This is a genomic window from Streptomyces sp. NPDC023541 (assembly GCF_055559995.1).
Genome location: NZ_JBVHJO010000002.1, coordinates 181,462 through 203,403, shown reverse-complemented (window position 1 = coordinate 203,403; position 21,942 = coordinate 181,462). Strand labels below are relative to the sequence as shown.

Annotated in this window: 15 protein-coding genes; 2 read left to right on the top strand and 13 right to left on the bottom strand. The window is 71.5% G+C overall.

The annotated features are described in order from the left end of the window. Positions 1-11: 11 nt before the first annotated feature. Together ACZ3X1_RS04840 and ACZ3X1_RS04835 are read right to left on the bottom strand one after the other, a co-directional pair. Positions 12-449 (bottom strand): GtrA family protein, encoded by a 438-nt coding sequence (locus ACZ3X1_RS04840; RefSeq protein ID WP_356813288.1) that lies wholly within the window; start codon positions 447-449, stop codon positions 12-14. Next, positions 446-1,441 carry a glycosyltransferase family 2 protein gene (locus tag ACZ3X1_RS04835; protein ID WP_467276642.1) on the bottom strand — a complete coding sequence of 332 codons (996 nt, stop codon included), beginning with the start codon at positions 1,439-1,441 and terminating at the stop codon, positions 446-448. The genes ACZ3X1_RS04840 and ACZ3X1_RS04835 overlap by 4 nt, the downstream gene beginning before the upstream one ends. A 178-nt stretch (positions 1,442-1,619) precedes the next feature. Between ACZ3X1_RS04835 and ACZ3X1_RS04830 the strand changes: the two genes are divergently transcribed. Continuing rightward, positions 1,620-4,499: a bifunctional glycosyltransferase/CDP-glycerol:glycerophosphate glycerophosphotransferase gene (locus tag ACZ3X1_RS04830; RefSeq protein WP_467276640.1), complete on the top strand. Its 2,880-nt coding sequence runs from the start codon at positions 1,620-1,622 to the stop codon at positions 4,497-4,499. Further along, a complete protein-coding gene (locus ACZ3X1_RS04825) occupies positions 4,496-5,644 on the top strand; it encodes a glycosyltransferase (RefSeq protein ID WP_467276637.1) in 1,149 nt (382 codons plus the stop codon). The genes ACZ3X1_RS04830 and ACZ3X1_RS04825 overlap by 4 nt, the downstream gene beginning before the upstream one ends. An 85-nt stretch (positions 5,645-5,729) precedes the next feature. Here the strand turns inward: ACZ3X1_RS04825 and galE are convergent, their stop codons facing one another. The 11 genes from galE to rodA all read right to left on the bottom strand — a co-directional run bounded on the left by galE (position 5,730) and on the right by rodA (position 21,932). Beyond that, complete coding sequence (galE, locus tag ACZ3X1_RS04820; RefSeq protein WP_356810015.1) at positions 5,730-6,743, bottom strand: UDP-glucose 4-epimerase GalE; 1,014 nt, start codon at positions 6,741-6,743, stop codon at positions 5,730-5,732. 59 nt (positions 6,744-6,802) lie between these two features. Then, on the bottom strand, positions 6,803-8,419 hold the full coding sequence (locus ACZ3X1_RS04815; protein WP_467276633.1) for a glycosyltransferase family 2 protein: 1,617 nt from the start codon (positions 8,417-8,419) through the stop codon (positions 6,803-6,805). A gap of 70 nt (positions 8,420-8,489) precedes the next feature. Further along, positions 8,490-9,935: a GTPase ObgE gene (gene obgE / locus ACZ3X1_RS04810; protein WP_356810019.1), complete on the bottom strand. Its 1,446-nt coding sequence runs from the start codon at positions 9,933-9,935 to the stop codon at positions 8,490-8,492. A 176-nt stretch (positions 9,936-10,111) separates the two neighbouring features. Continuing rightward, positions 10,112-10,366, bottom strand: coding sequence for a 50S ribosomal protein L27 (gene rpmA, locus ACZ3X1_RS04805; RefSeq protein WP_030027134.1), 255 nt, complete (start codon positions 10,364-10,366; stop codon positions 10,112-10,114). Between the two features lie 13 nt (positions 10,367-10,379). Continuing rightward, positions 10,380-10,700 (bottom strand): 50S ribosomal protein L21, encoded by a 321-nt coding sequence (gene rplU / locus ACZ3X1_RS04800; protein ID WP_015033583.1) that lies wholly within the window; start codon positions 10,698-10,700, stop codon positions 10,380-10,382. 275 nt (positions 10,701-10,975) lie between these two features. Then, on the bottom strand, positions 10,976-14,944 hold the full coding sequence (locus ACZ3X1_RS04795) for an Rne/Rng family ribonuclease (protein WP_467276628.1): 3,969 nt from the start codon (positions 14,942-14,944) through the stop codon (positions 10,976-10,978). Positions 14,945-15,179: 235 nt separating this feature from the next. Then, on the bottom strand, positions 15,180-15,959 hold the full coding sequence (locus ACZ3X1_RS04790) for a TIGR03936 family radical SAM-associated protein (RefSeq protein WP_356810141.1): 780 nt from the start codon (positions 15,957-15,959) through the stop codon (positions 15,180-15,182). A gap of 110 nt (positions 15,960-16,069) precedes the next feature. After that, a complete protein-coding gene (locus ACZ3X1_RS04785) occupies positions 16,070-17,098 on the bottom strand; it encodes a hypothetical protein (protein WP_467276625.1) in 1,029 nt (342 codons plus the stop codon). Between the two features lie 63 nt (positions 17,099-17,161). After that, positions 17,162-19,087 (bottom strand): TIGR03960 family B12-binding radical SAM protein, encoded by a 1,926-nt coding sequence (locus ACZ3X1_RS04780; protein ID WP_356810025.1) that lies wholly within the window; start codon positions 19,085-19,087, stop codon positions 17,162-17,164. A 72-nt stretch (positions 19,088-19,159) separates the two neighbouring features. Continuing rightward, complete coding sequence (locus tag ACZ3X1_RS04775; protein ID WP_467276622.1) at positions 19,160-20,683, bottom strand: CYTH and CHAD domain-containing protein; 1,524 nt, start codon at positions 20,681-20,683, stop codon at positions 19,160-19,162. A gap of 49 nt (positions 20,684-20,732) precedes the next feature. Further along, positions 20,733-21,932 (bottom strand): rod shape-determining protein RodA, encoded by a 1,200-nt coding sequence (rodA, locus tag ACZ3X1_RS04770; protein ID WP_356810029.1) that lies wholly within the window; start codon positions 21,930-21,932, stop codon positions 20,733-20,735. Between the last annotated feature and the right edge of the window lie 10 nt (positions 21,933-21,942).

The following is a 21,942-nucleotide window of genomic DNA, read 5'->3' as shown; positions in this document are numbered from 1 at the left end:
GCTCGGGGGTTTCAGACCGTGGACGAGGTCCTGGCCTGCCCCTGGCTCTCCTCCAACTCGGCGGCCCGGCGGCCGCCGGGGACGAGGATCTTGCGGGAGAGCAGGAAGGTGAACGGGATGGCCACGACCGCCGCGACCAGCGGGGCGATCCGGGTGTCCATCCCGGTCCAGGTCACCAAGGCGTAGAGGCCGGCGGACTGGATGACGTAGTTGGTCACGTTCGTCAGCGGGAAGAGGAGGAACTTCTTCCAGGTCGGCCGGGTGCGGTAGGTGAAATAGGTGTTCATGAAGAACGAGCCGACCATCGCCAGCACGAAGGCGAGCGAGTAGGCGGCGAAGTACGGCATCCAGGGGTGCAGGAGGAGGTAGATGCCGAAGAAGGTGCCGGTGTTGACCCCGCCCACCAGGGCGAAGCGGAATACCTGGCCGAGCTGTTCCCGGCGGCTCATCGGGTGCTGCGCTCCACGATCGTCGGCTCCGCCGCCGGGGTGGTGCCCGCGGTCCTCGGGAGGGCTTCGGAGCCGTGCGACTCCTTCACCAGGAAGTGCGGCCGGCGCTTGGTCTCGTAGTAGATGCGGCCGATGTACTCGCCGACGAGGCCCAGCATGATCAGCTGTACGCCGCCCAGGCCCGTGATGATGGCCACAAGGGTGACGTAGCCCGGTGAGTCCACGCCGTTGGTGATCGCCATGGCGGTGATCCACAACGCGTAGAGGCCGGTCAGCGCGACCAGCGACACGCCGAACCAGATGCCGATCCGCAGCGGCCGGTTGTTGAAGGAGATCAGGCCGTCCATGCCGTAGTTCAGCAGGGCGCCGAACTTCCACTTGGTCTCGCCGGCCTCGCGCTGCGCGTTGCGGTAGTCGAAGTGGACGGTGTCGAAGCCGATCCAGGAGAACAGGCCCTTGGAGAAGCGGTTGTACTCCGGCAGGGCCAGCAGCGCGTCCACGGCCGGGCGCGACAGCATCCGGAAGTCGCCGACGCCGTCGGTCAGCTCCACGTCGACCCAGCGGTTGACGCCCCGGTAGTAGAGGCGGCTGAGCGCGGAGCGCACCTTCTTGTCGCCCTCGCGGGTGCGGCGGGCGATGATCTGGTCGTGGCCCTGCCGGTAGTGCTCCAGCATGGTCGCGATGAGCTCCGGCGGGTGCTGGAGGTCGGCGTCCATGATCACTACGGCGTCGCCGGTGGCCTCGCGCAGGCCGGCGAGCATGCCGGCCTCTTTGCCGAAGTTGCGGCTGAAGGAGACGTAGCGGGTCTGTTCGCCGTGTTCAGCGGCGATCTTCCGGAGCTTGCCGAGAGTGCCGTCACGGCTGCCGTCGTCGACGTAGCAGACCTCGTACTCGACGGGCAGGGCGTCCAGGACCCTGCGGATCTCGACGTCGAAGCTGTCGATGACGGCTTCTTCGTTGTAGCAAGGGACAACTACGGACAGCTTGGTCATGAACACTTCCTGCTGGATCCGAACGGGTGATTGTCGGCGACCGGACCCGCCTCTCACCTCTTCCTTAGAAGTATGCACGGCGAGGAACCACCGAGAGTCGCCCTGCCTGAGCCGAGGGCGGCACACGGTAGCTTTGACGGGATAAGCGGAATGAGCGGAACGAAACGAAGGGATCGAGGTGCACGTGCCCGACGTCTCCGTGGTCGTCATCGTCTACAACGACGCAGAGCGTCTGTCGACAGCAGTCCAGTCGGTTCTCGACCAGACACTCCAGGGTGTCGAGGTCGTGATCGTCGACGACTGCAGCAAGGACCGCTCCTTCGCGGTCGCCCAGGAACTCGAGTCGGCGCATCCGGGGAGGGTGCGCGCCTTCCAGCTTCCGCAGAACAGCGGCGGCTGCGGGGCGCCGCGCAACCACGGCATCCAGCAGGCCACGGGTACGTACGTGATGTTCCTCGACAGCGACGACGTGCTGGAGCGCAACGCCTGCCGGAACATGCTGGCCGCCGCCGAGCGGACCGGCTCCGACCTGGTCTCGGGCATGTGCGTACGCGTGCACCTCGACAACCGGTGGGGCAAGACCACCGAGTGGTACCCGTGGATCTACTCGCGCACGCGCACGCTGGAGTCGATCACCGAGTTCCCGGACCTGCTGGTCTACGACACCCTCTCCACGAACAAGTGCTACCGGCGCGCGTTCCTGCTGGAGCAGGGCCTGGAGTTCCCGGTCGGCATCCACTACGAGGACCTGCTGTTCTCCGCACAGGCGTACGTGGCGGCCCGGCGCATCACGCTGATCCCCAACCACGTGTACTTCTGGAACGTGGTCGAGAAGGCCGCGGCCAAGTCGATCAGCAACCGGCGCCACGAGATCGCCAACTTCGTCCACCGGATGGAGATCCACCGGCGCGTCGACGAGCTGCTGGCGGCCAAGGGCCACACGGACATCAAGTCCGCGAAGGACGCCAAGTTCCTCAAGCACGACCTGGTCCTGCACCTGCGCGACCTGCCGCTACTGAGCGACGAGTACCGCCAGGAGTTCGCGGGCCTCGCCAACGGCTACCTCGCCGGCATCGACCCGGAGGCGTACGAGCACGTCACCCACCTCCAGGCGATCTGCGCGTACCTGCTGGGCAAGGAGGACTGGGACAACCTGCTCCCGGCCGCCGACGCCATGATCAACAAGGGTCGGCTGACCTCCCCGCTCGCCGAGCGCGACGGCCGCGTCTACTGGTGCGCGCAGCACATCGACGGCCCCGACGCCGCCGAGGCCCGCCGGATACTGGACGTCACCGAGCAGGGTTTCCACACCACCCCGCTGCCGTCCCTCACCCTGGGCAACCGCCTCACCTCCTACGAGGACGACGGCCGCGGCACCGTCACGCTGTCCGGCACCGTCGTGAACCCGCTGGGCCGCATCGACGCCGACGCGGAGCTGAAGGCCACGCTGGAGCTGCGGGCCCGCCGGCAGGTCGGCGTGCGCTCCTTCAGCTTCCCGGTGGCAACCGTGCGCCACGCCGGTGACACGATCGAGTGGCGCACCACCGCCGACATCGGCGGCACCGTGCGCCCCCTCGGCATCATCGACGCCGTCTGGGACGTCCGCCTCAAGCTGACCGCCGGGGGCGAGCGGATCATCACCCGCGTCTCGGTCGGCGGCCTCGACCTGGACTCGGCGGCCCGGCTGCGCGTCCGGCCGCGGCTTACCCGCCTGGTCTCCGACCGCTTCACCGCGGAGATGACCAAGAAGGGCAACCTCTCCTACGTCCTGACCGCGGAGGGCGCCGCCGCCGTCCGCACCCAGTCGCTGATCAACAACGCCATACAGGGCAAGGCGGCCGGCGTGGTCAAGCGGGGTCTACGCAAGGCCCTGCGGGCCCGCCGGAACCTGGGCTCCGGCGAGCAGAAGGTGAAGATCTACCACGAGGTCTTCTCGAAGCTGCCCGTCAAGAAGGGCACGGTCGTCTTCGAGAGCCACATGGGCAAGCAGTACAGCGACAGCCCCAAGGCCATCTACGAGGAGATGGTCCGCCAGGGCGTGCCGTTCGAGGCGATCTGGTCCTACGCGGGCGCCAGGCCCACCGGCTTCCCGAAGGAGGCCACCCTGGTCAAGCGGTGGAGCTGGCAGTACCTGCGCGCCCTGGCCCAGGCCGAGTACTGGGTCGACAACCAGGGCTTCCCGCTCGCCCTGGCCAAGCGCCCCGGCACCACGTACATCCAGACCTGGCACGGCTCCGCGCTCAAGCGGATGGGCTTCCACGAGCCCCGCACCAAGGCGCAGGGGCGGGCCGGACAGGCCCGCTTCCAGGCGGCCGTCGACCGTTTCGACCACTTCCTGATCCGCTCCGAGCACGACGCCCGCACCCTCGCCAAGGGCTTCCGGCTGCGCGACGAGGTACTGCTGCGCACGGGCTACCCGCGCAACGACGCCCTCGTCGAGGCCCACCGGGCCGAGGCGGACAGCGGCGAGCGGGTCCGCGGCGCCCTCGCCGCCGAGCTCGGCATCGACCCGGACAAGAAGGTGCTGCTGTACGCGCCGACCTTCCGGGCGGGCGCGGACGGCGCGGTGGAGGGCTTCACCTTCCCCTTCGACGTGGAGGAGTTCGCGGACCGGCTCGGCGACCGCTTCACGCTGCTGGTGCGGACCCACTACCTCAACAGCGTCTCGCTGCCGCCGTCGGTGGCCGGCCGGGTCGTCGACGTCTCCCGGCACCACGACATCACCCCGCTGCTGGCCCTCGCCGACGGGCTGATCACCGACTACTCGTCCGTGATGTTCGACTACGCGGTCCTGGACCGGCCGATGGTGTTCTTCGCGTACGACTACGAGAAGTACGCCACCGACATCCGCGGCACGTACTTCGACCTCAAGGAGAAGGCCCCGGGCCCGGTGGTGGCCACCGCGGACGAACTCCTGCAGGCGCTTGCGGCCTTCGAGGAGGCGGACGCCAAGTACGCGGAGGCGCGGCAGCGTTTCCTCACCGAGTTCGGCGAGTACGACCGCGGGGACGCGGCCCGCCAGATCGTCGAGAAGTTCTTCACCGGGAGCGGCAAGTGAGCCGGGACATCTTCATCGTCTCCAACAGCGTCGACGAGATCGGCGGCGTGACCACCTGGTCGCACCAGATGGCCCGGCTGTTCAGCGAACGCGGCCACCGGGTGCACATCGTCGGCATCGCCCCCGTCGCCGAGGAGATCCGGCACAAGCTGCCGCAGGACCTGCCGTACGAGATGACCACGCTCTACGGGGCCCACCCGCCGGCGGCGCGCCGGCTGCGCGGCATCAAGGGCCGGCTGAACGCCCCCGAGCGCCGCCGCCAGGCGGCCCGGCGGGCGCAGATGCGGGTCAAGGCCGACCAGCTGAGCGAGTTGCTGCGCGGAGCCCGTCCGGGCGGGGTCGTCATCGTCACCCAGGTCTGGGCGATGGAGTGGGTGGCGCTCGCCGACACCAAGGGGCTGTCCGTCGTCGGCATGAGCCACGAGTCGTTCGAAGCCAGCCAGAAGTCGACCCGCGGCGAGCGGGTCCGCCGGTACTACCGGGAGGTCGACCGGCTGCTGGTGCTGACCGCCGAGGACGCGGACCTGTGGATCCGGGCGGGCATGGAGAACGTCGCCAGCATGCCCAACCCGATCCCCTTCATGCCCGACACCCCCGCTCCGCGCTCCTCCAAGGTCGTGGCCAGCGTCGGCCGCCTCGCCTTCGAGAAGGGCGTCGACCTGCTGCTCGACGCCTGGGCGGACGCGGTGCCGCACCACCCCGACTGGGTCCTGCGGATCTACGGCGCGGGCTCGGAGGAGGCGGCCCTGCGGGCGCACTGCACCAGCCTGGGGATCGACGACTCCGTCGAGTGGATGGGCAGCACCGACGACGTGCTGGGCGCGCTGCGCGGCGCCTCGGTCTTCGCACAGGCCTCGCGCGCCGAGGGCTTCCCGATCACGCTGCTGGAGGCGATGGCGGCGGGCGTGCCGGTGGCCGCCTTCGACTGCGCGCCGGGCGTGCGGGAGATCGTCGAGCACGGCGAGGACGGGCTGCTCGCCCGGCTGGGCAACACGATGGAACTCGCCGGACACCTGCACGTGCTGATGTCCGACGGCGAGCTGCGCGACCGGCTCGGCGACAACGCCTTCCACGCGGTGAAGCGCTACTCCAGCGCCGAGATCACCGACCGGTGGGAGGAGCTGTTCTCCTTCCTGGAGCGCTGACGGCACGACCGCACGCGGCATGACGGAGCCGCCCGCCCCGGAGGTGTCCGGGGCGGGCGGCTCTCTCATGCGACCGGGGTGCCCGTCAGGCCTTGTGGACGTCGCGGTGCGCGTCCTTGCGGGCCACCTTGTTGGCCTCCCAGCCCGCCCAGGCGGAGGTGACCATCTCGCGGACGTCGTGGCGGGCCTTCCAGCCCAGCACTGTGTTGATCTTGTCGGCGGAGGCCACGACCTTCGCCGGGTCGCCGGGGCGGCGCGGGCTGACGACCGGGGCGTAGTCGTGCCCGGTGCCCTTGTTCAGCAGCTCGACCATCTCGGCGACCGAGACGCCCTCGCCGCGCCCGATGTTGACGGTGAGGTCCTTGTAGTCCTCGGCCGCGGCCCACTCGGCCAGCTTGCGGGCGGCCGCCACGTGGGCCTCCGCCAGGTCCTCGACGTGGATGTAGTCGCGGATGCAGGTGCCGTCCGGTGTCGGGTAGTCGTCACCGAAGATCTTGGCGCCCTGGCCGGCGTCGTACCGCTCGAAGACCATCGGGACCAGGTTGAAGACGCCGGTGTCCGCGAGCTCCGGGGACGCGGCGCCCGCCACGTTGAAGTAGCGCAGGCAGGCGGTGGAGATGCCGTGCGCCTTGCCCGCGGCGCGGACCAGCCACTCGCCGGCCAGCTTCGTCTCGCCGTACGGGCTCAGCGGCGCGCACGGGGTGTCCTCCGTGACCAGGTCCACGTCGGGCATGCCGTACACGGAGGCGGAGGAGGAGAAGAGGAAGTTGCGCACGCCCGCGTCGGCCACGGCCTGGAGCAGGACCGTGAGGCCCTGCACGTTCTCGTGGTAGTAGTACAGCGGCTTCTCGACGGACTCGCCGACCTGCTTCTTGCCCGCCAGGTGCACCACGCCCGTGATCTTGTGCTCGCGGATGGTCTTCTCCAGCACCAGCCGGTCCAGGACCGAGCCGACCACCAGCGGGACGCCCTCCGGGACACGGTCCTCGTTGCCCGTGGAGAGGTCGTCGAGGACGACGACCTTCTCCCCCGCGAGCACCATCGCGCGGACGACGTGCGCGCCGATGTAACCGGCGCCACCGGTGATCAGAAACGTCATGTGTATCTCCTTGGTCCTGTCCGACTTCGGTGGGGAAAGCGCAGCGGGGCGCATCGGGTTCAGCTCGCCCCCCGGGCCGCCCGGGCCCGGTGGATGCGGTTGCGTACGAGGTACAGGGCTCCCTCGGCGCCCGGCGCGAGGCGCAGCGCGAGGGCTCCGGCCCCCGTCCGGTAGGGCTGCGCCAGCAGAACACCGTACCGGCTGCTGGGCAGGGCCCGACGGCGGAGCAGCCGGCCCTGGGGGCGCAGGGAGGTGAACACCGAGCTCCCGTCGGCACACTGCACGCCCACCCCGACGTTCCAGGCCTGCATCCTGCGCAGTCCCTGGCGGCGTCCGGTGACGGCCAGATCGGCCAGGCGGAAGGGCAGTACGGCCAGCCAGCCGCCGGCCCGGTCGGGCAGCAGTTCGACGGGGCGCGCGAGGACCGGCTCGCCGCCCGCGCGGGGCATGAAGCTCAGGCGCGCGGTCTGCGGACCGGCCTCGGCGAGGCGCCCGTAGAGGTCGTGCACGCGGATCCTGACGGCGCCGCGGCCGGCCGGCTCGGCGTCGACGGTGAGGGGCAGCTCCTCGACCGGCAGGGCCGGCAGGCCGTCCAGCTCGACGGGGAGCTCCTCGCTCCACACCGGCTCGCCGGAGGCGCCGACCGCGTACGGGGGCAGCAGGCGCGGCGGTTCGGCGGCCAGCCGGGTCAGCCGCTCGATGTCGGCGGGCGGCGTCGCGGTGGCACGCAGCACCCGGACGATCCAGCGGGCGTGGGCCGCGGCGGCCTCGACGTCCGCCTCGGCGAAGGTGTCGAGGTACTCGCGGGTGAGGGTCCACCAGGCGGCCCGGTAGTCGGGATCGCTGCCGAGCTCGCGCAGGTACATGCGCAGGTCGTACTCGAGGAACTTCACGTGGCAGGCGCTGCCCAGGACCGGGGAGGCCGCGGCGAGGGTCCGGGCGGCCGTGCGGTGGGCCGCGATGCGCGAACGCCAGTTCCCGACGTCCTTGCGGTCCAGGGAGATCGACACCTGGGCAGCGCTGCGGCGCACGTGCCACACGTAGACGAGGTCGCCGGTGACGGCGATGCGGGGGGCAGCGGCGAGGACGCGGGCCGTGAAGGCGAAGTCCTCGTAGACGAACCGCCCGTCGGGGAAGCGCAGGCCGTGCTCCTGCAGGAAGGCGCGCTCGTAGAGCTTGTTGACGCAGAGGGTGTCGCGGACGAGCTCGGGCCGGTCCGCCGGGCGCTCGATGACGTCGCCGGGGGTGTAGAGGCCGGGCATCCACGGCACGTCGTGGTGCTGGGGCAGCTCGCGCCGCACGGCCGCGCCGACGGTGACCGGGGCGCGGTGCTCCTCGGCGGTGCGCACCAGGGCGTCCGCCGCGCCCGGTGGCAGGATGTCGTCGCTGTCGAGGAAGAGCACGTACCGGCCGGACGCCACGGCGATCCCGTCGTTGCGCGGGGTACCGCACCCGCCGCTGTTCTCCGTCCGGTGCACGACCTTGAGGCGGGGGTGGACCGAGGCCAGTTCGTCCAGCACCCGCGCTGTGCCGTCGGACGAGGCGTCGTTCACCGCGATGACCTCGGTGACCACCGGGCCCTGGGCGAGGGCCGAGGAGACGGCCTCGCCCACGAGCCCGGCGTCGTTGTACGCGATCACCACGACGGAAACAGTGGGGAGTTTGCTGCTGTTCACCCGGAGGATCCTAGGCGACCGAGATAAAGGCGCCTTCAAACCCTCCGGGGCCCGGTCCCTCGGGAGTGGACTAGAACGGCCGGAATTCGTCGTATTCCTTCTGCGCCGAGTCCCCGCGCTGGGCTTCCTTGTCCTTGCGGCGGGTGGTGGCCGGACGCGGGGCGTCCAGACGGTGGTCCTCGCCGCGGCGGCCCAGCATCTCGGCGCCGGCCATCACGGTCGGCTCCCAGTCGAAGACGACCGCGTTGTCGTCGGAGCCGATCGCCACGCCGTCGCCGGCGCGGGCGCCGGCCTTCTTCAGCGCCTCCTCGACACCGAGGCGGTTGAGGCGGTCGGCCAGGTAGCCGACGGCCTCGTCGTTGTTGAAGTCGGTCTGGCGGACCCAGCGTTCCGGCTTCTCGCCGCGCACCACGTACACGTCCTCGGCCTCGTCGTAGGCGACGGTGAAGCCGGCGTCGTCCACGGCCTTCGGACGGATGACGATACGGGTCGCCTCCTCCTTCGGCTTGCGGGCACGGGCCTTGGCGATGACCTCGGCGAGGAAGTAGGAGAGCTCCTTCAGGCCCGTACGGGCGACCGCGGACACCTCGAAGACCTTGTAGCCGCGGGCCTCCAGGTCGGGGCGCACCATGTCGGCGAGCTCCTGGCCGTCCGGGATGTCGACCTTGTTCAGGACGACGAGGCGGGGGCGCTTCTCCAGGCCGCCGCCGTAGAGCTTGAGCTCCTCCTCGATGACGTCGAGGTCGGCGATCGGGTCGCGGTCGGTCTCCAGGGTGGCCGTGTCCAGGACGTGCACCAGCACCGAGCAGCGCTCGACGTGGCGCAGGAACTCCAGGCCCAGGCCACGGCCCTGGCTGGCGCCGGGGATCAGGCCGGGGACGTCGGCGATCGTGTAGACGGTGGAGCCGGCGGTGACGACGCCCAGGTTCGGGACGAGGGTGGTGAAGGGGTAGTCCGCGATCTTCGGCTTGGCGGAGGAGAGCACCGAGATCAGCGAGGACTTGCCGGCGCTCGGGAAGCCGACCAGTGCCACGTCGGCCACGGTCTTGAGCTCCAGGACGATGTCGCCGGTGGTGCCGGGGACGCCGAGGAGCGCGAAGCCGGGCGCCTTGCGGCGGGCCGAGGCCAGCGCCGCGTTGCCGAGGCCGCCGCGGCCGCCCTCGGCGGCCACGTAGGTGGTGCCTTGGCCGACGAGGTCGGCGAGGACGTTGCCGGCCTTGTCCAGGACGACGGTGCCGTCCGGCACGGGCAGGATCAGGTCCTGGCCGTCCTTGCCGGAACGGTTGCCGCCCTCGCCGGGCTTGCCGTTGGTGGCCTTGCGGTGGGGGCTGTGGTGGTAGTCCAGCAGGGTGGTGATCGCCTGCTCCACCACCAGGATGACGTCGCCGCCACGGCCGCCGTTGCCGCCGTCGGGGCCGCCGAGCGGCTTGAACTTCTCCCGGTGAACGGAGGCGCAGCCGTGGCCCCCGTTACCCGCGGCGACGTGCAGCTCGACGCGGTCCACGAAGGTGGTCATGGTTGTTCCTCCAGATACAGCGGGATCGTCCGGAAAATCCGGTGGCAGGCCTTGCTGCCCATTAAACGTGTCTATGTGACAACGCGCCGAGGGCGGACCTCTCTTCCCGGCCTGAGCCGGGAAGAGCTGAGATCCGCCCTCGGGAAGTTACGAACGCTTGATCAGCCGAAGCTGGATCAGGCGGCCGGAACGATGTTGACGACCTTGCGGCCACGGTGCGTGCCGAACTGAACGGCACCGGCCTGCAGCGCGAACAGCGTGTCGTCGCCACCACGACCGACACCCGAGCCCGGGTGGAAGTGGGTGCCGCGCTGGCGGACGAGGATCTCGCCGGCGGAGACGACCTGACCGCCGAAGCGCTTCACGCCGAGCCGCTGGGCATTGGAGTCGCGCCCGTTCCGGGTGGACGATGCGCCCTTCTTGTGTGCCATGTCTCAGTCCCTCTTACTTCGCAGCCGCGGGGATACCGGTGACCTTGATCGCCGTGTACTGCTGGCGGTGACCCTGGCGACGGCGGTAGCCGGTCTTGTTCTTGTAGCGCAGGATGTCGATCTTGGCGCCCTTGTGGTGGTCCACGACCTCAGCCGTGACCTTGATGCCCGCCAGGACCCACGGGTCGCTGGTCACGGCGTCGCCGTCGACAACGAGCAGGGTCGAGAGCTCGACCGTGTCGCCAACCTTGGCAGTGGAAATCTTGTCAACCTCAACGATGTCGCCGACAGCAACCTTGTGCTGGCGACCACCGCTGCGCACGATGGCGTACACGCGGATCTCTCTCTCACTCGGGACGGATGCTCCTGAAGCCAGCCGCTCAGGCGGGCCGGGGCCCACGCTGATCCGGAATGGACGAGCGGCCTCTCCCGCACAGCGCTTGCGCGCCGGAAGCCGGAGGAAGGTGCTCAGGAACTCGACGCGCGCTGAACGGATTCGTACAGGACACGCCGACGGTCTAGGTTACGGGGCCGGTTCCGGAGGGTCAAACCGGGCTCCGCACGGCCGTGGGCCCCGCCGCTCGGCGGGGCCCACGGTCACGGGACGGATCAGGCTTCGGCCGGAGCCGAGACGGACGGGGCAGCCTGCTGCTCCGCCGCCGCGGTCTTCTTCGTCGCCCGCTTCGTCGCGGTCTTCTTGGTCGTGGCCGCCTTCTTGGCCACGGTCTTCTTGGCGGCCGCCGCCTTCTTGGCCGGGGCCTTCTTCGCCGCGGTCGCCTTCTTGGCCGGAGCCTTCTTGGCGGCCTTCTTGGCCGGGGCGGCCTCCGGCTCCTCAGCCGGGGCGGCCTCCTCGGCCGCGGCCTCCTCAGCCGGGGCGGCCGGCTCGGTCACCGGGGCCTCGACGACCACCACGGCGGCCTCTGCCGCGCCTGCCGGGGAACCGGCGGGTGCGGTGGCCTTACGGGTGGCACGACGGCGCGGACGGGCCGGCGCGGCCTCCACCGCCGGGGCCTCCTCGGCCGCAGGGGCCGGCTCGGGCTCGACGACGGGCTCGGGCTCCGGGACGACGACCGGCTCGGGGGCCGGCTCCGGCTCGGCTGCGACGGCCGGCTCCGGGGCCGACTCGGCGGCGGGCGTCGGCGCGGTGGCCTTACGGGTCGCACGGCGACGGGTACGGCCCCTCGGCGCGGCCTCCTCGACCGGGGCGACCGGGACGGCCTCGACCGACTCCGCGGCCTCCACGGCCTCGTTGACGACCTCGGCGACCGGCTCCAGGACCGTGTCGGCCGGCTCGGTCACCGGCTCGGCGACGACCTCGGCCACGGGGGCCGGGGCCGGAGCGGCCTCACGCCGCGGGGCACCCGCGGGAGCGGTCGCCTTGCGGGTGGCACGGCGCCGGTTGCGGCGCCCGCTCAGACCCGCCGCGGCCTCCGCCTCGGCCGCGGAGCCGTAGAGCTCCTCGCCCGCGGCGAACTCCGGCTCGGGCAGCGCCTTCGGCGCGGCGAGCTCGGCGGCGACCTCGGCCTCGGACTCGAAGGCCTCGGCCTCCGGGGTCTCAACGGCCTCTACGGTCTCGATCTCGTGGTCGTGCTGGTCGAACTCGGCGCGGCCGCCACGGCGCTTCGAGCGCTTGCCGTTGCCACCGCCGCCGAGCGCGGCCGGCGTCTCCATGTGGACGATGACACCGCGGCCGTTGCAGTGGACGCAGGTCTCGGAGAAGGACTCCAGCAGACCCTGGCCGACCCGCTTGCGGGTCATCTGGACCAGGCCCAGCGAGGTGACCTCGGCGACCTGGTGCTTCGTACGGTCACGGCCCAGGCACTCCAGCATGCGCCGCAGGACCAGATCGCGGTTGGACTCCAGGACCATGTCGATGAAGTCGATGACGACGATGCCGCCGAGGTCGCGCAGCCGCAGCTGGCGCACGATCTCCTCGGCCGCCTCCAGGTTGTTCCTGGTGACGGTCTCCTCGAGGTTGCCGCCCTGACCGGTGAACTTGCCGGTGTTGACGTCGATGACGATCATCGCCTCGGTCTTGTCGATCACAAGCGAGCCGCCCGAGGGCAGCCACACCTTGCGGTCGAGCGCCTTGGCGAGCTGCTCGTCGATCCGGTACGTCGCGAAGACGTCGACCTCGGAGGTCCAGCGCTGGAGCCGGTCGGCCAGGTCCGGGGCCACGTGCGAGACGTAGCCGTGGATGGTCTCCCAGGCGCCGTCGCCGCTGACGATGACCTTCGAGAAGTCCTCGTTGAAGATGTCGCGCACGACACGGACGGTCATGTCCGGCTCGCCGTACAGCAGGGACGGCGAAGAGGTCGTGATCTGCTTCGACTTCTTCTGGATGTCCTCCCACTGGGCCTGCAGGCGCTCGACGTCGCGGCGCAGCTCGTCCTCGCTCGCACCCTCGGCGGCGGTGCGCACGATGACGCCCGCGTCCTCGGGAACGATCTTCTTGAGGATGGCCTTCAGACGCGCGCGCTCGGTGTCGGGCAGCTTGCGGCTGATGCCGGTCATCGAGCCCTCGGGCACGTAGACCAGGTAGCGGCCGGGCAGCGAGACCTGGCTGGTCAGGCGGGCGCCCTTGTGGCCGATCGGGTCCTTGGTGACCTGCACCAGGACCGACTGGCCGGACTTGAGGGCGGACTCGATGCGGCGCGGCCCGTTGGCCATGCCCAGCGCCTCGAAGTTGACCTCACCGGCGTACAGGACGGCGTTGCGGCCCTTGCCGATGTCGATGAACGCGGCCTCCATCGACGGCAGCACGTTCTGGACCTTGCCCAGGTAGACGTTGCCGACGTACGAGGTGGCCTCTTCCTTGTTGACGTAGTGCTCGACGAGCACGTTGTCCTCGAGGACGCCGATCTGGGTGCGCTCGCCGGACTGGCGGACGACCATGACGCGCTCGACGGCCTCACGGCGGGCCAGGAACTCGGCCTCGGTGATGATCGGGACGCGGCGGCGGCCCTGCTCGCGGCCCTCGCGGCGGCGCTGCTTCTTCGCCTCCAAGCGGGTCGAGCCCTTGATGGACTGGACCTCGTCGGACGGCTCGGCCTTCTCGCGCGCCGGGCGCGGCTCGCGGACCTTGACGACGGTGCGCACACCGTCCTCGTCACCCGCTTCGGCGACCTCGGCACCCGTGTCGCCGCTACGGCGACGACGGCGGCGGCGACGGCGGCTGGAGGCGGAGCCAAGGGCCTCCTCGCCCTCGTCGTACTCGGCGCCCTCGGCGCCCTCGTCGTCGGTCTCGGCCTCCTGCTCGGCGGCCTCGGCCTCGGCCTCCTCCTCGGCGGACTCGTCGAGGTCGGCGGCCTCACCGCGACGGCGGCGACGGCCACCGCGGCGGCGGCGGCGCGAGGGGCGCTCGCCCGACTCGTCGCCCTCCTCGAAGTCCGCGGCCTCGGCGGACTCGTCTTCGAGCTCGGCGGCCTCGGCCTCCGGCTCCTCCTCGGCGAGCACCTCGGGCAGCGAGACCGGCGCGGTCTCGGCGGAGCCACGGCCACGGCGACGGCGACGGCCGGCGGGCTGCGCCGGCTCGACCGGAGCGGCGGCCTCGGCCTCCTCTTCCTCCTCGACCTCCTCGGCCTCGCTCGCGGCGGCGGCCGCGGCGGCCATGGCGGCGGTCTCGGGGGTCTGGAACATCGGCTCGGTGAAGACCGGCGCCTGGAAGACGGCCACGGCGGGACGCACCGCGCGGCGGCCACGGGCCGGCGCGGCGGGCGCCTCGGCGGCCTCGGGCTCGGCGGCGGCGGGCTGCTGCGGGGCGGCGGCCGCGGTCGTGGAACGGGTGGCGCGGCGGCGGCCGCGCTTCGGGGCGTCCACGGCGTCGGCGACGGTCACGGCGCGGGCGGCGGCCTTGGGGGCCTCCTCCACGGCGGCGGGGGCGGGCTCGGCGACGGTCTCGGCGGCCGGGGTCTCGGCGGCCGGAGCGGCGACGGCGCGGGTGGCACGACGACGGGCACGCGGAGCCGGAGCGGCCGCGGCCTCCTCGACGACCGGAGCGGCGACGGCCTCGGCAGCAGCCGGAGCCTCCGCAACCGGAACCTCGGCGGCCTCAGCGGCCGGAGCGGCCACGGCACGGGTCGCACGACGACGGGCACGCGGAGCCGGAGCGGCCGCGGCCTCCTCGACGACCGGAGCGGCGACGGCCTCGGCAGCAGCCGGAGCCTCCGCAACCGGAACCTCGGCGGCCTCAGCGGCCGGAGCGGCCACGGCACGGGTCGCACGACGACGGGCACGCGGAGCCGGAGCGGCCGCGGCCTCCTCGACGACCGGAGCGGCCACGGCCTCGGCGGCCGGGGCTTCGGCGGCGGGCTCGACGACGGCCTCGGCGGCCTGCGTCTTCGGAGCGGCCACGGCGCGGGTCGCGCGACGGCGGGCACGGGCGGGGGCGGCGGCCGGAGCGGCCTCCTCCACGGGGGCGGGCTCCGCCACCGGGGTCACCTCGGCGGCTGCGACGCCGCCGGGCGGACCGGCCGGTCGCGAGGCGGCGCGGCGACGCCTGCGCGGGGGCAGGTTGTCGCTGGGGCTGCCGCTGTCGGCGCCGGCGGGGGTGGTGGTGTCGTTTTCGTTGTTGAGCATTGCGGGCGGTTCTCCCGTCACGCTCCCGGGCGCCGCGGCTGACTTCCGGTCCGGCTCGGTTCCGCGCGATGACGCGGAGCCGGCCTCCGGGGCGCGTTCGCCACACGGGAGCTGTAGTCCATGGCCGCCGGTTCCGTACGTGTTTGTCCGTACGGCCTGGCGGAAGTCTTCAGGTCTGTACGCGGCCCGACCCAGGTGGCTCCCGAGTGCCAGGGCTGCGCGACGACGACGATCCCTACGCGGCGGGACCTTCCGGCGCCTTCGCGTCGGCGGTCACGGCGACCGTGGGTGGGGCGGCCGTGTCTGCCTCGCGGTCGGGCGCGAGCGGGTCGGTCACCGTGCCGGACTCCTCGTCGAAGAGCCCCTGCGCCAGCCTGGTCACCGCAGAGGGGACCGGCGGCGCCAGGTCGGCCACAGCTCGGAGACCGGACAGGACGTCGTCGGGTCGCACGGCAGGTGTCAGATGCCGAACAACCAGCCGCAGTATCGCACAAGCATTGTCCAGCGGCCTATCAGCCGGCGCGGGAAGCGCTTCGAGGCTGACGACCGCGCCGCGGGTGTCGAAGGTCCGCACGCCGTTCTTGGTCTTGCGCTGCACCTCGACGTTCTCGGCGGCGAGGAAGACCTCCACCGCCCGCTGGGCCTCGGCGAGCTCCACGCCGTCCAGGCGCAGCTCCCACACGGAGGCGGTCAGCCGGTCCGCCAGGCCGGAGGTACGGGCCTCGACGGCGTCGATGATGTCGAGTCCGGCCGGCATCGACTCGTCGAGCAGCTCGCGGAGCTTCTCGGGGTCGCGCGGCGCGGCGAGGCCGATCTCCAGGTATTCGGCCTCGCTGCCGGTCCCGGTCGGAGCGGCGTTCGCGTACGAGACGCGCGGGTGCGGGGTGAAACCCGCCGAGTACGCCATGGGCACCTCGGCGCGGCGCAGGGCCCGCTCGAAGGCGCGCTGGAAGTCTCGGTGGCTGGTGAACCGGAGGCGGCCGCGTTTGGTGTAGCGCAGTCGGATGCGCTGCACCACCGGTGCGGGAGGCGGGCCTTCGGGCTGTCGCTTGCCCAGTGGTTCTTCTCCTTGTGCGGGGCTCCGCGGCTCGCGCTTCGCCCTGAGGTCTGTCGACCCGCTCCGGCTCACCCCCGCCGTCGGGGCAGGGAGATCTCGTCTGCGGGTGCCGCGTCGGCGGCTGTCGTACTACCCAGAGTACGCGCCCGTGACCTCGCCGGTTCCACGGGAGGAGTACCGAACAGCGCACGGCGCACGGTGGCCCGTGCCTCGCGGACGGCTGCGCGGCCGGTGCGCCAGACCTCCCGCGCGGCGTGTCCGACGGGGGTGAGCACGTGCCGGTAGACCATGGAGGCGGGCCAGCCGACCAGCACCCGGCCCACCCACTTGAGCCCGCGCCACAGGGCGGCGGTGATCCGCCCGGCCACGTGCCAGGCCCAGAGGAGGACCCGCCCGACCGGCGTGAGGACGTACCGGTACAGGGCGGCGGCCAGCCACGCCACGCCGAGCCCGACGGGCCGCAGCAGGTACCGGAATACGGCGACGGCGAGCCATACGATCCCGTGCCCGACGGGGGCGAGGACGTACCGGTGGACCGCCACGGCCAGCCGGGCGATCCCGCGGCCGACGGGCGCGAGCACGTACCGCCACAGCGCGACCCACGGCCACACGAACAGCGCCATGCCGAGGACCCAGCCGATCCGGGTCACGCCCTTGGCGAGGGGCGCGAGCAGGTAGCGCATGCCGCCCCGGCCGATCCAGGCCAGCGCCTCCCCGAGCGGACGCAGCACGTACATGCCCAGGATCCGCCCGGCCGGCGCGAGCAGGTGGTCATAGGCGCCGCGGCCCAGCCACGCCAGCCCCTGGCCGATCGGGGTGAGCACGTACCGCCAGAGCCCGACCCACGGCCAGACGAATACCAGCTTGAGCAGGGTGGTCAGCAGCCACCCCAGCGCACGGAGCAGCGGCTGGAGGACATGGACGTACAGCGGTCCGAGGACGTGCCGGTGCGCGGCGCGGCCCGCGGCGACCAGCAGTTCCCAGACCACCCGTACGGGCAGTACGACGAGTACGGCGACGATCTTCACGGGAATCCTGATGACGCCCACCAGGCACCCGTCACCGCCGCCGGCGGGAGGCCGTTTGTCCATTTCCATGCAGTGGAGGACACGGCGAAGGCCCCCACCCGTTGCGGGCGGGGGCCTCTCGTGACCCAAGGGTTACTTCACGACCGACAGCGGCAGCAGCTTCTTGCCGGTCGGGCCGATCTGGATCTCGGTCTGCATCTGAGGACACACGCCACAGTCGAAGCACGGGGTCCAGCGGCAGTCGTCGACCTCGGTCTCGTCGAGGGCGTCCTGCCAGTCCTCCCAGAGCCAGTCCTTGTCGAGACCGGAGTCCAGGTGGTCCCAGGGCAGGACCTCCTCGTAGGTGCGCTCGCGCGTGGTGTACCAGGCCACGTCGACGCCGTAGGCGGGCAGCGTCTTCTCCGCGGCCTGCATCCAGCGGTCGTAGCTGAAGTGCTCGCGCCAGCCGTCGAAGCGGCCGCCCGACTCGTACACGGCGCGGATGACGTCGCCGATGCGGCGGTCGCCGCGGGAGAGGAGCCCCTCGACGATGCCCGGCTTGCCGTCGTGGTAGCGGAAGCCGATGGAACGGCCGTACTTCTTGTCGCCGCGGATCTTGTCGCGGAGCTTGCCCAGGCGGGCGTCCGTCTCCTCGGCCGACAGCTGCGGCGCCCACTGGAACGGGGTGTGCGGCTTGGGCACGAACCCGCCGATCGACACCGTGCAGCGGATGTCGTTCTGACCGGAGACCTCGCGGCCCTTGGCGATGACGTTGACCGCCATGTCGCCGATCTGGAGCACGTCCTCGTCGGTCTCGGTGGGCAGGCCGCACATGAAGTACAGCTTCACCTGGCGCCAGCCGTTGCCGTAGGCGGTGGCGACGGTCCGGATCAGGTCCTCCTCCGAGACCATCTTGTTGATGACCTTGCGCATGCGCTCGGAGCCGCCCTCGGGGGCGAAGGTCAGGCCGGAGCGGCGGCCGTTGCGGGTCAGCTCGTTGGCCAGGTCCACGTTGAAGGCGTCCACGCGGGTCGACGGGAGGGACAGGCCCACCTTGTCGTCCGAGTAGCGGTCGGCGAGGCCCTTGGCGATGTCGGCGATCTCGGTGTGGTCCGCGGACGACAGCGAGAGCAGGCCGACCTCCTCGAAGCCGGTCGCCTTGAGACCCTTCTCCACCATCTCGCCGATGCCGGTGATGCTTCGCTCCCGCACGGGGCGCGTGATCATGCCGGCCTGGCAGAAACGGCAGCCGCGGGTGCAGCCGCGGAAGATCTCCACGGACATGCGCTCGTGGACGGTCTCGGCGAGCGGGACCAGGGGCTGCTTGGGGTACGGCCACTCGTCGAGGTCCATGACGGTGTGCTTGGACACGCGCCACGGCACGCCGGAGCGGTTGGGGACGACGCGGCCGATGCGGCCGTCCGGCAGGTACTCGACGTCGTAGAAGCCCGGCACGTAGACGTTGCCCGTCTTGGCGAGGCGCAGCAGGACCTCTTCGCGCCCGCCGGGCCTGCCCTCGGCCTTCCACGTGCGGATGATCTCGGTCATGTCGAGGACGGCCTGTTCGCCGTCGCCGATGACCGCGCAGTCGATGAACTCCGCGATCGGCTCCGGGTTGAAGGCCGCGTGGCCGCCCGCGAGGACGATCGGGTGGTCGACGGTGCGGTTGCGGGCCTCCAGCGGGATGCCGGCGAGGTCCAGCGCCGTGAGCATGTTGGTGTAGCCCAGCTCCGTGGAGAAGGACAGGCCGAACACGTCGAAGGCGGAGACCGGGCGGTGGCTGTCCACGGTGAACTGCGGCACGTTGTGCTCGCGCATCAGCTCTTCGAGGTCGGGCCACACGCTGTAGGTGCGCTCGGCGAGGACGCCCTCGCGCTCGTTGAGCACCTCGTACAGGATCATGACGCCCTGGTTGGGCAGCCCGACTTCGTACGCGTCCGGGTACATGAGGGCCCAGCGGACGTCGCAGCTCTCCCACGGCTTGACCGTGGAGTTGAGTTCGCCACCGACGTACTGGATGGGCTTCTGCACGTGCGGAAGCAGGGCCTCAAGCTGAGGGAAGACCGACTCGGTCATCACGCGACTTTCGTGAAGCGGGCAGGGGGCAGCTATCTAGCGTACCCCGATGGCTCAGCCGCCCCCACCGCGTGATCACTTCAAGGCCGTCCGCAGGGCGGGGGCGGAGGCCTTCGCCCAGATGCCGGGAAGCTCCCGTTCGCTCCGCTCGGCCAGGGCCTCCTCGCGGCCGTAGAGCACACCCCAGGTGAAGGCGGACTCCCCCGCGTCGGCAGCCTGGTCCGCGAGGCCGCGCAGGGCCTCACGGGCCACCACGCTGTCCTGGTGGTCGCCGAGCAGGCTCTGCACCTTCTTCACGGCCTTGGCCAGGCGTTTGGCCGGTTTGCCGAGCTCGGGCACGGCCGAGTCCGCCGCGTACCGGACGCGTTTGGCCGCCTTGCGGGCCTCGTGGAGGGCCAGGTCCCGTTCCCGGCCCTCGTCGAGGGCGAGCGCGGCGTCGATGCGGGTGGCGAGGCGGGCGTAGTCGCGGAGCACCGCCTTGGGGAGGACCTTCCCCGGGGACTTGGCGGCGCCGTCGAGCAGCGGGGGCGCGTCCAGCAGGGCGTCGAGGGCGTCGAGGAGGTTGACGTAGCGGTCGCTGTCGAGTGCGGCCAGGGCCCTGCGACGCGATGCGGAGCGCCGGCTGGTGTTCCAGGTCTGCAGCCGGTCGCGGGCCGGGCCGGCGAGGAGGGTGGGGGGCAGTGCGGCGAGGTGGGACCGGAGCCGCTCCATCAGGACCTCCTGGTCTCGGTCGACGCCGAGTTCGGCGGCCAGCCACCGCAGCTCCTCCCCGATGGGGTCGGTGACCTCGCGGTCCAGGACCTTGCGGTAGGTCTTGAAGGTGCTGCGCAGTCGGCGGGTGGCGACCCGCATCTGGTGGACGGAGTCGGGGAGGTTGCGTCGTACGGCCGGGTCATGGGCGATGAGGGTGTCGCGCTGCTCGGTCAGGTACGCGACGACGTGCGCGCCGGCGGTGCCTTCGGGTCCTGCGCCGCCGGAGGGGCGGGCCGGGGGCTCGGCGTCGGTCTCCGCGAGGGCCCGGGCGAGTTTCGAGGGGGCGCCGCAGACCCGGAGGCCGGCTTTGCGGAAGGTCGTCTCGACGGCGTCGAGGAGGTCGGGGTCGACGCCGTCGGCGAGTTCCACCTCGACCTCGGTCCAGCCGGCGGTCGTTTCGCCGCGCTCGGCCACGACCTCGTCGGTGCTCAGTTCCGCGAGGAGTGCCCCGTCGGCGTCGAGGAGGTGGCTGACGTGGCGCGAGGAGACCAGTCGGACCTGTGGTCCGAGTCCGGCGTCGCGGACGCGGGAGCGGACGAGGGCGGCGAGGGCCGGGGGTACCGTGTCGCTGAGCGCGGCCCCGACCTCGTCGCGCACCCCTGGGGAGACGGGCAGTTTGAGGTGCCAGCCCTCGTCCTGGCCGCCCGTTCTGCGCCGCAGGGTGAGACCGTCGGCGGCGAGCCGCCGGTCGGGGGTGTCGTAGTAGACGGCGTCGAGGTCGACGGTGCCCTGGTCGGTGACGGCCGCGATGGCGGCCGTCCCCGTCAGGTCCGGCACCCCGCGCCGGGCAGCTTCGGCCGTGGAGAACTCGAATTTCCGCTCGATCTCGCGCTTTGTGTCCGCCATGTACCGAACTTAGTCCTGAACGGAACACGTCTGCATGATGAAGGGAACATCAGGCTGACAATGGCCGTTGAACCTTGATCGACTGGAGGAGTCCGACCGCTATCCACACGGCGAACATCGACGACCCTCCGTAGGACACGAACGGCAGGGGCAGCCCGGCCACCGGCATGATGCCGAGGGTCATCCCGATGTTCTCGAAGGACTGGAAGGCGAACCAGGCGATGATGCCGGCGCACACGATCGTCCCGTAGAGCTCGGTGGTCTCCCGGGCGATCACGCAGGCCCGCCAGAGGATGACGCCGAGCAGCAGCAGGATCAGGCCCGCTCCGAGGAAGCCGAGCTCCTCGCCGGCCACGGTGAAGACGAAGTCCGTCTGCTGCTCGGGCACGAACTGGCCGGTGGTCTGCGAGCCCTTGAAGAGCCCTGAGCCGGTCAGGCCGCCGGAGCCGATGGCGATGCGCGCCTGGTTGGTGTTGTAGCCGACGCCGGCGGGGTCGAGCTCGGGGTTGGCGAAGGCAGCGAAGCGGTTGATCTGGTACTCGTCGAGGACGCCGAGCTGCCATATCAGGACGGCCCCGCCCACGCCGGAGCCGAGGAGGCCGATCACCCAGCGGTTGGAGGCCCCGGAGGCGAGCAGCACGCCGAGCACGATGACGACCATGACCATGACGGACCCGAGGTCGGGCATCAGCATGACGATGCCCATCGGGGCGGCGGCCAGGCAGAGCGCCTTGACGACCGTGCGGTGGTCCGGATGGGCGAGGTCGCCCGCGTCCACCCGGGTGGCGAGCAGCATCGCCATGACCAGGATGATCGTGATCTTCACGAACTCGGACGGCTGGAGGGAGAATCCGCCGCCGATCACGATCCACGCGTGGGCGCCGTTGATGGTGGCGCCGAGGGGGGTCAGCACGGCGAGGATCAGCACCAGCGAGAGCCCGTAGAGGACCGGCACGGCTCCGCGCAGGGTGCGATGGCCCAGCCAGACGGTGCCGATCATCAGCACCAGGCCGATGCCGGTGTTCAGGGCGTGCCGGGCGAGGAAGTAGTAGGGGTCGCCCTGGTTCAGGCTGGTCCTGTTGCGGGTCGCCGACCACACGAGCAGGGCGCCGAGGAGGGACAGGGCGAGCGAGGAGAACAGGATCGGCCAGTCGAGCCGGCGCAGCACGGAGTCGCGGGCCGTGAGTTTGGCCATCGGGCCGCGCTCGGGCGCGTACCGCGAGACGGAGAACTTGTTGGCGGTTGGCATGTCGGTATGG

Excerpts from the sequence above, each read along its gene's own strand:
- rpmA (WP_030027134.1), bottom strand. The coding sequence starts at position 10,366 with ATGGCACACAAGAAGGGCGCATCGTCCACCCGGAACGGGCGCGACTCC.
- obgE (WP_356810019.1), bottom strand. The coding sequence starts at position 9,935 with ATGACCACCTTCGTGGACCGCGTCGAGCTGCACGTCGCCGCGGGTAAC.
- ACZ3X1_RS04785 (WP_467276625.1), bottom strand. The coding sequence starts at position 17,098 with ATGGAAATGGACAAACGGCCTCCCGCCGGCGGCGGTGACGGGTGCCTG.
- ACZ3X1_RS04835 (WP_467276642.1), bottom strand. The coding sequence starts at position 1,441 with ATGACCAAGCTGTCCGTAGTTGTCCCTTGCTACAACGAAGAAGCCGTC.
- ACZ3X1_RS04840 (WP_356813288.1), bottom strand. The coding sequence starts at position 449 with ATGAGCCGCCGGGAACAGCTCGGCCAGGTATTCCGCTTCGCCCTGGTG.
- galE (WP_356810015.1), bottom strand. The coding sequence starts at position 6,743 with ATGACGTTTCTGATCACCGGTGGCGCCGGTTACATCGGCGCGCACGTC.
- rodA (WP_356810029.1), bottom strand. The coding sequence starts at position 21,932 with ATGCCAACCGCCAACAAGTTCTCCGTCTCGCGGTACGCGCCCGAGCGC.
- ACZ3X1_RS04795 (WP_467276628.1), bottom strand. The coding sequence starts at position 14,944 with ATGCTCAACAACGAAAACGACACCACCACCCCCGCCGGCGCCGACAGC.
- ACZ3X1_RS04775 (WP_467276622.1), bottom strand. The coding sequence starts at position 20,683 with ATGGCGGACACAAAGCGCGAGATCGAGCGGAAATTCGAGTTCTCCACG.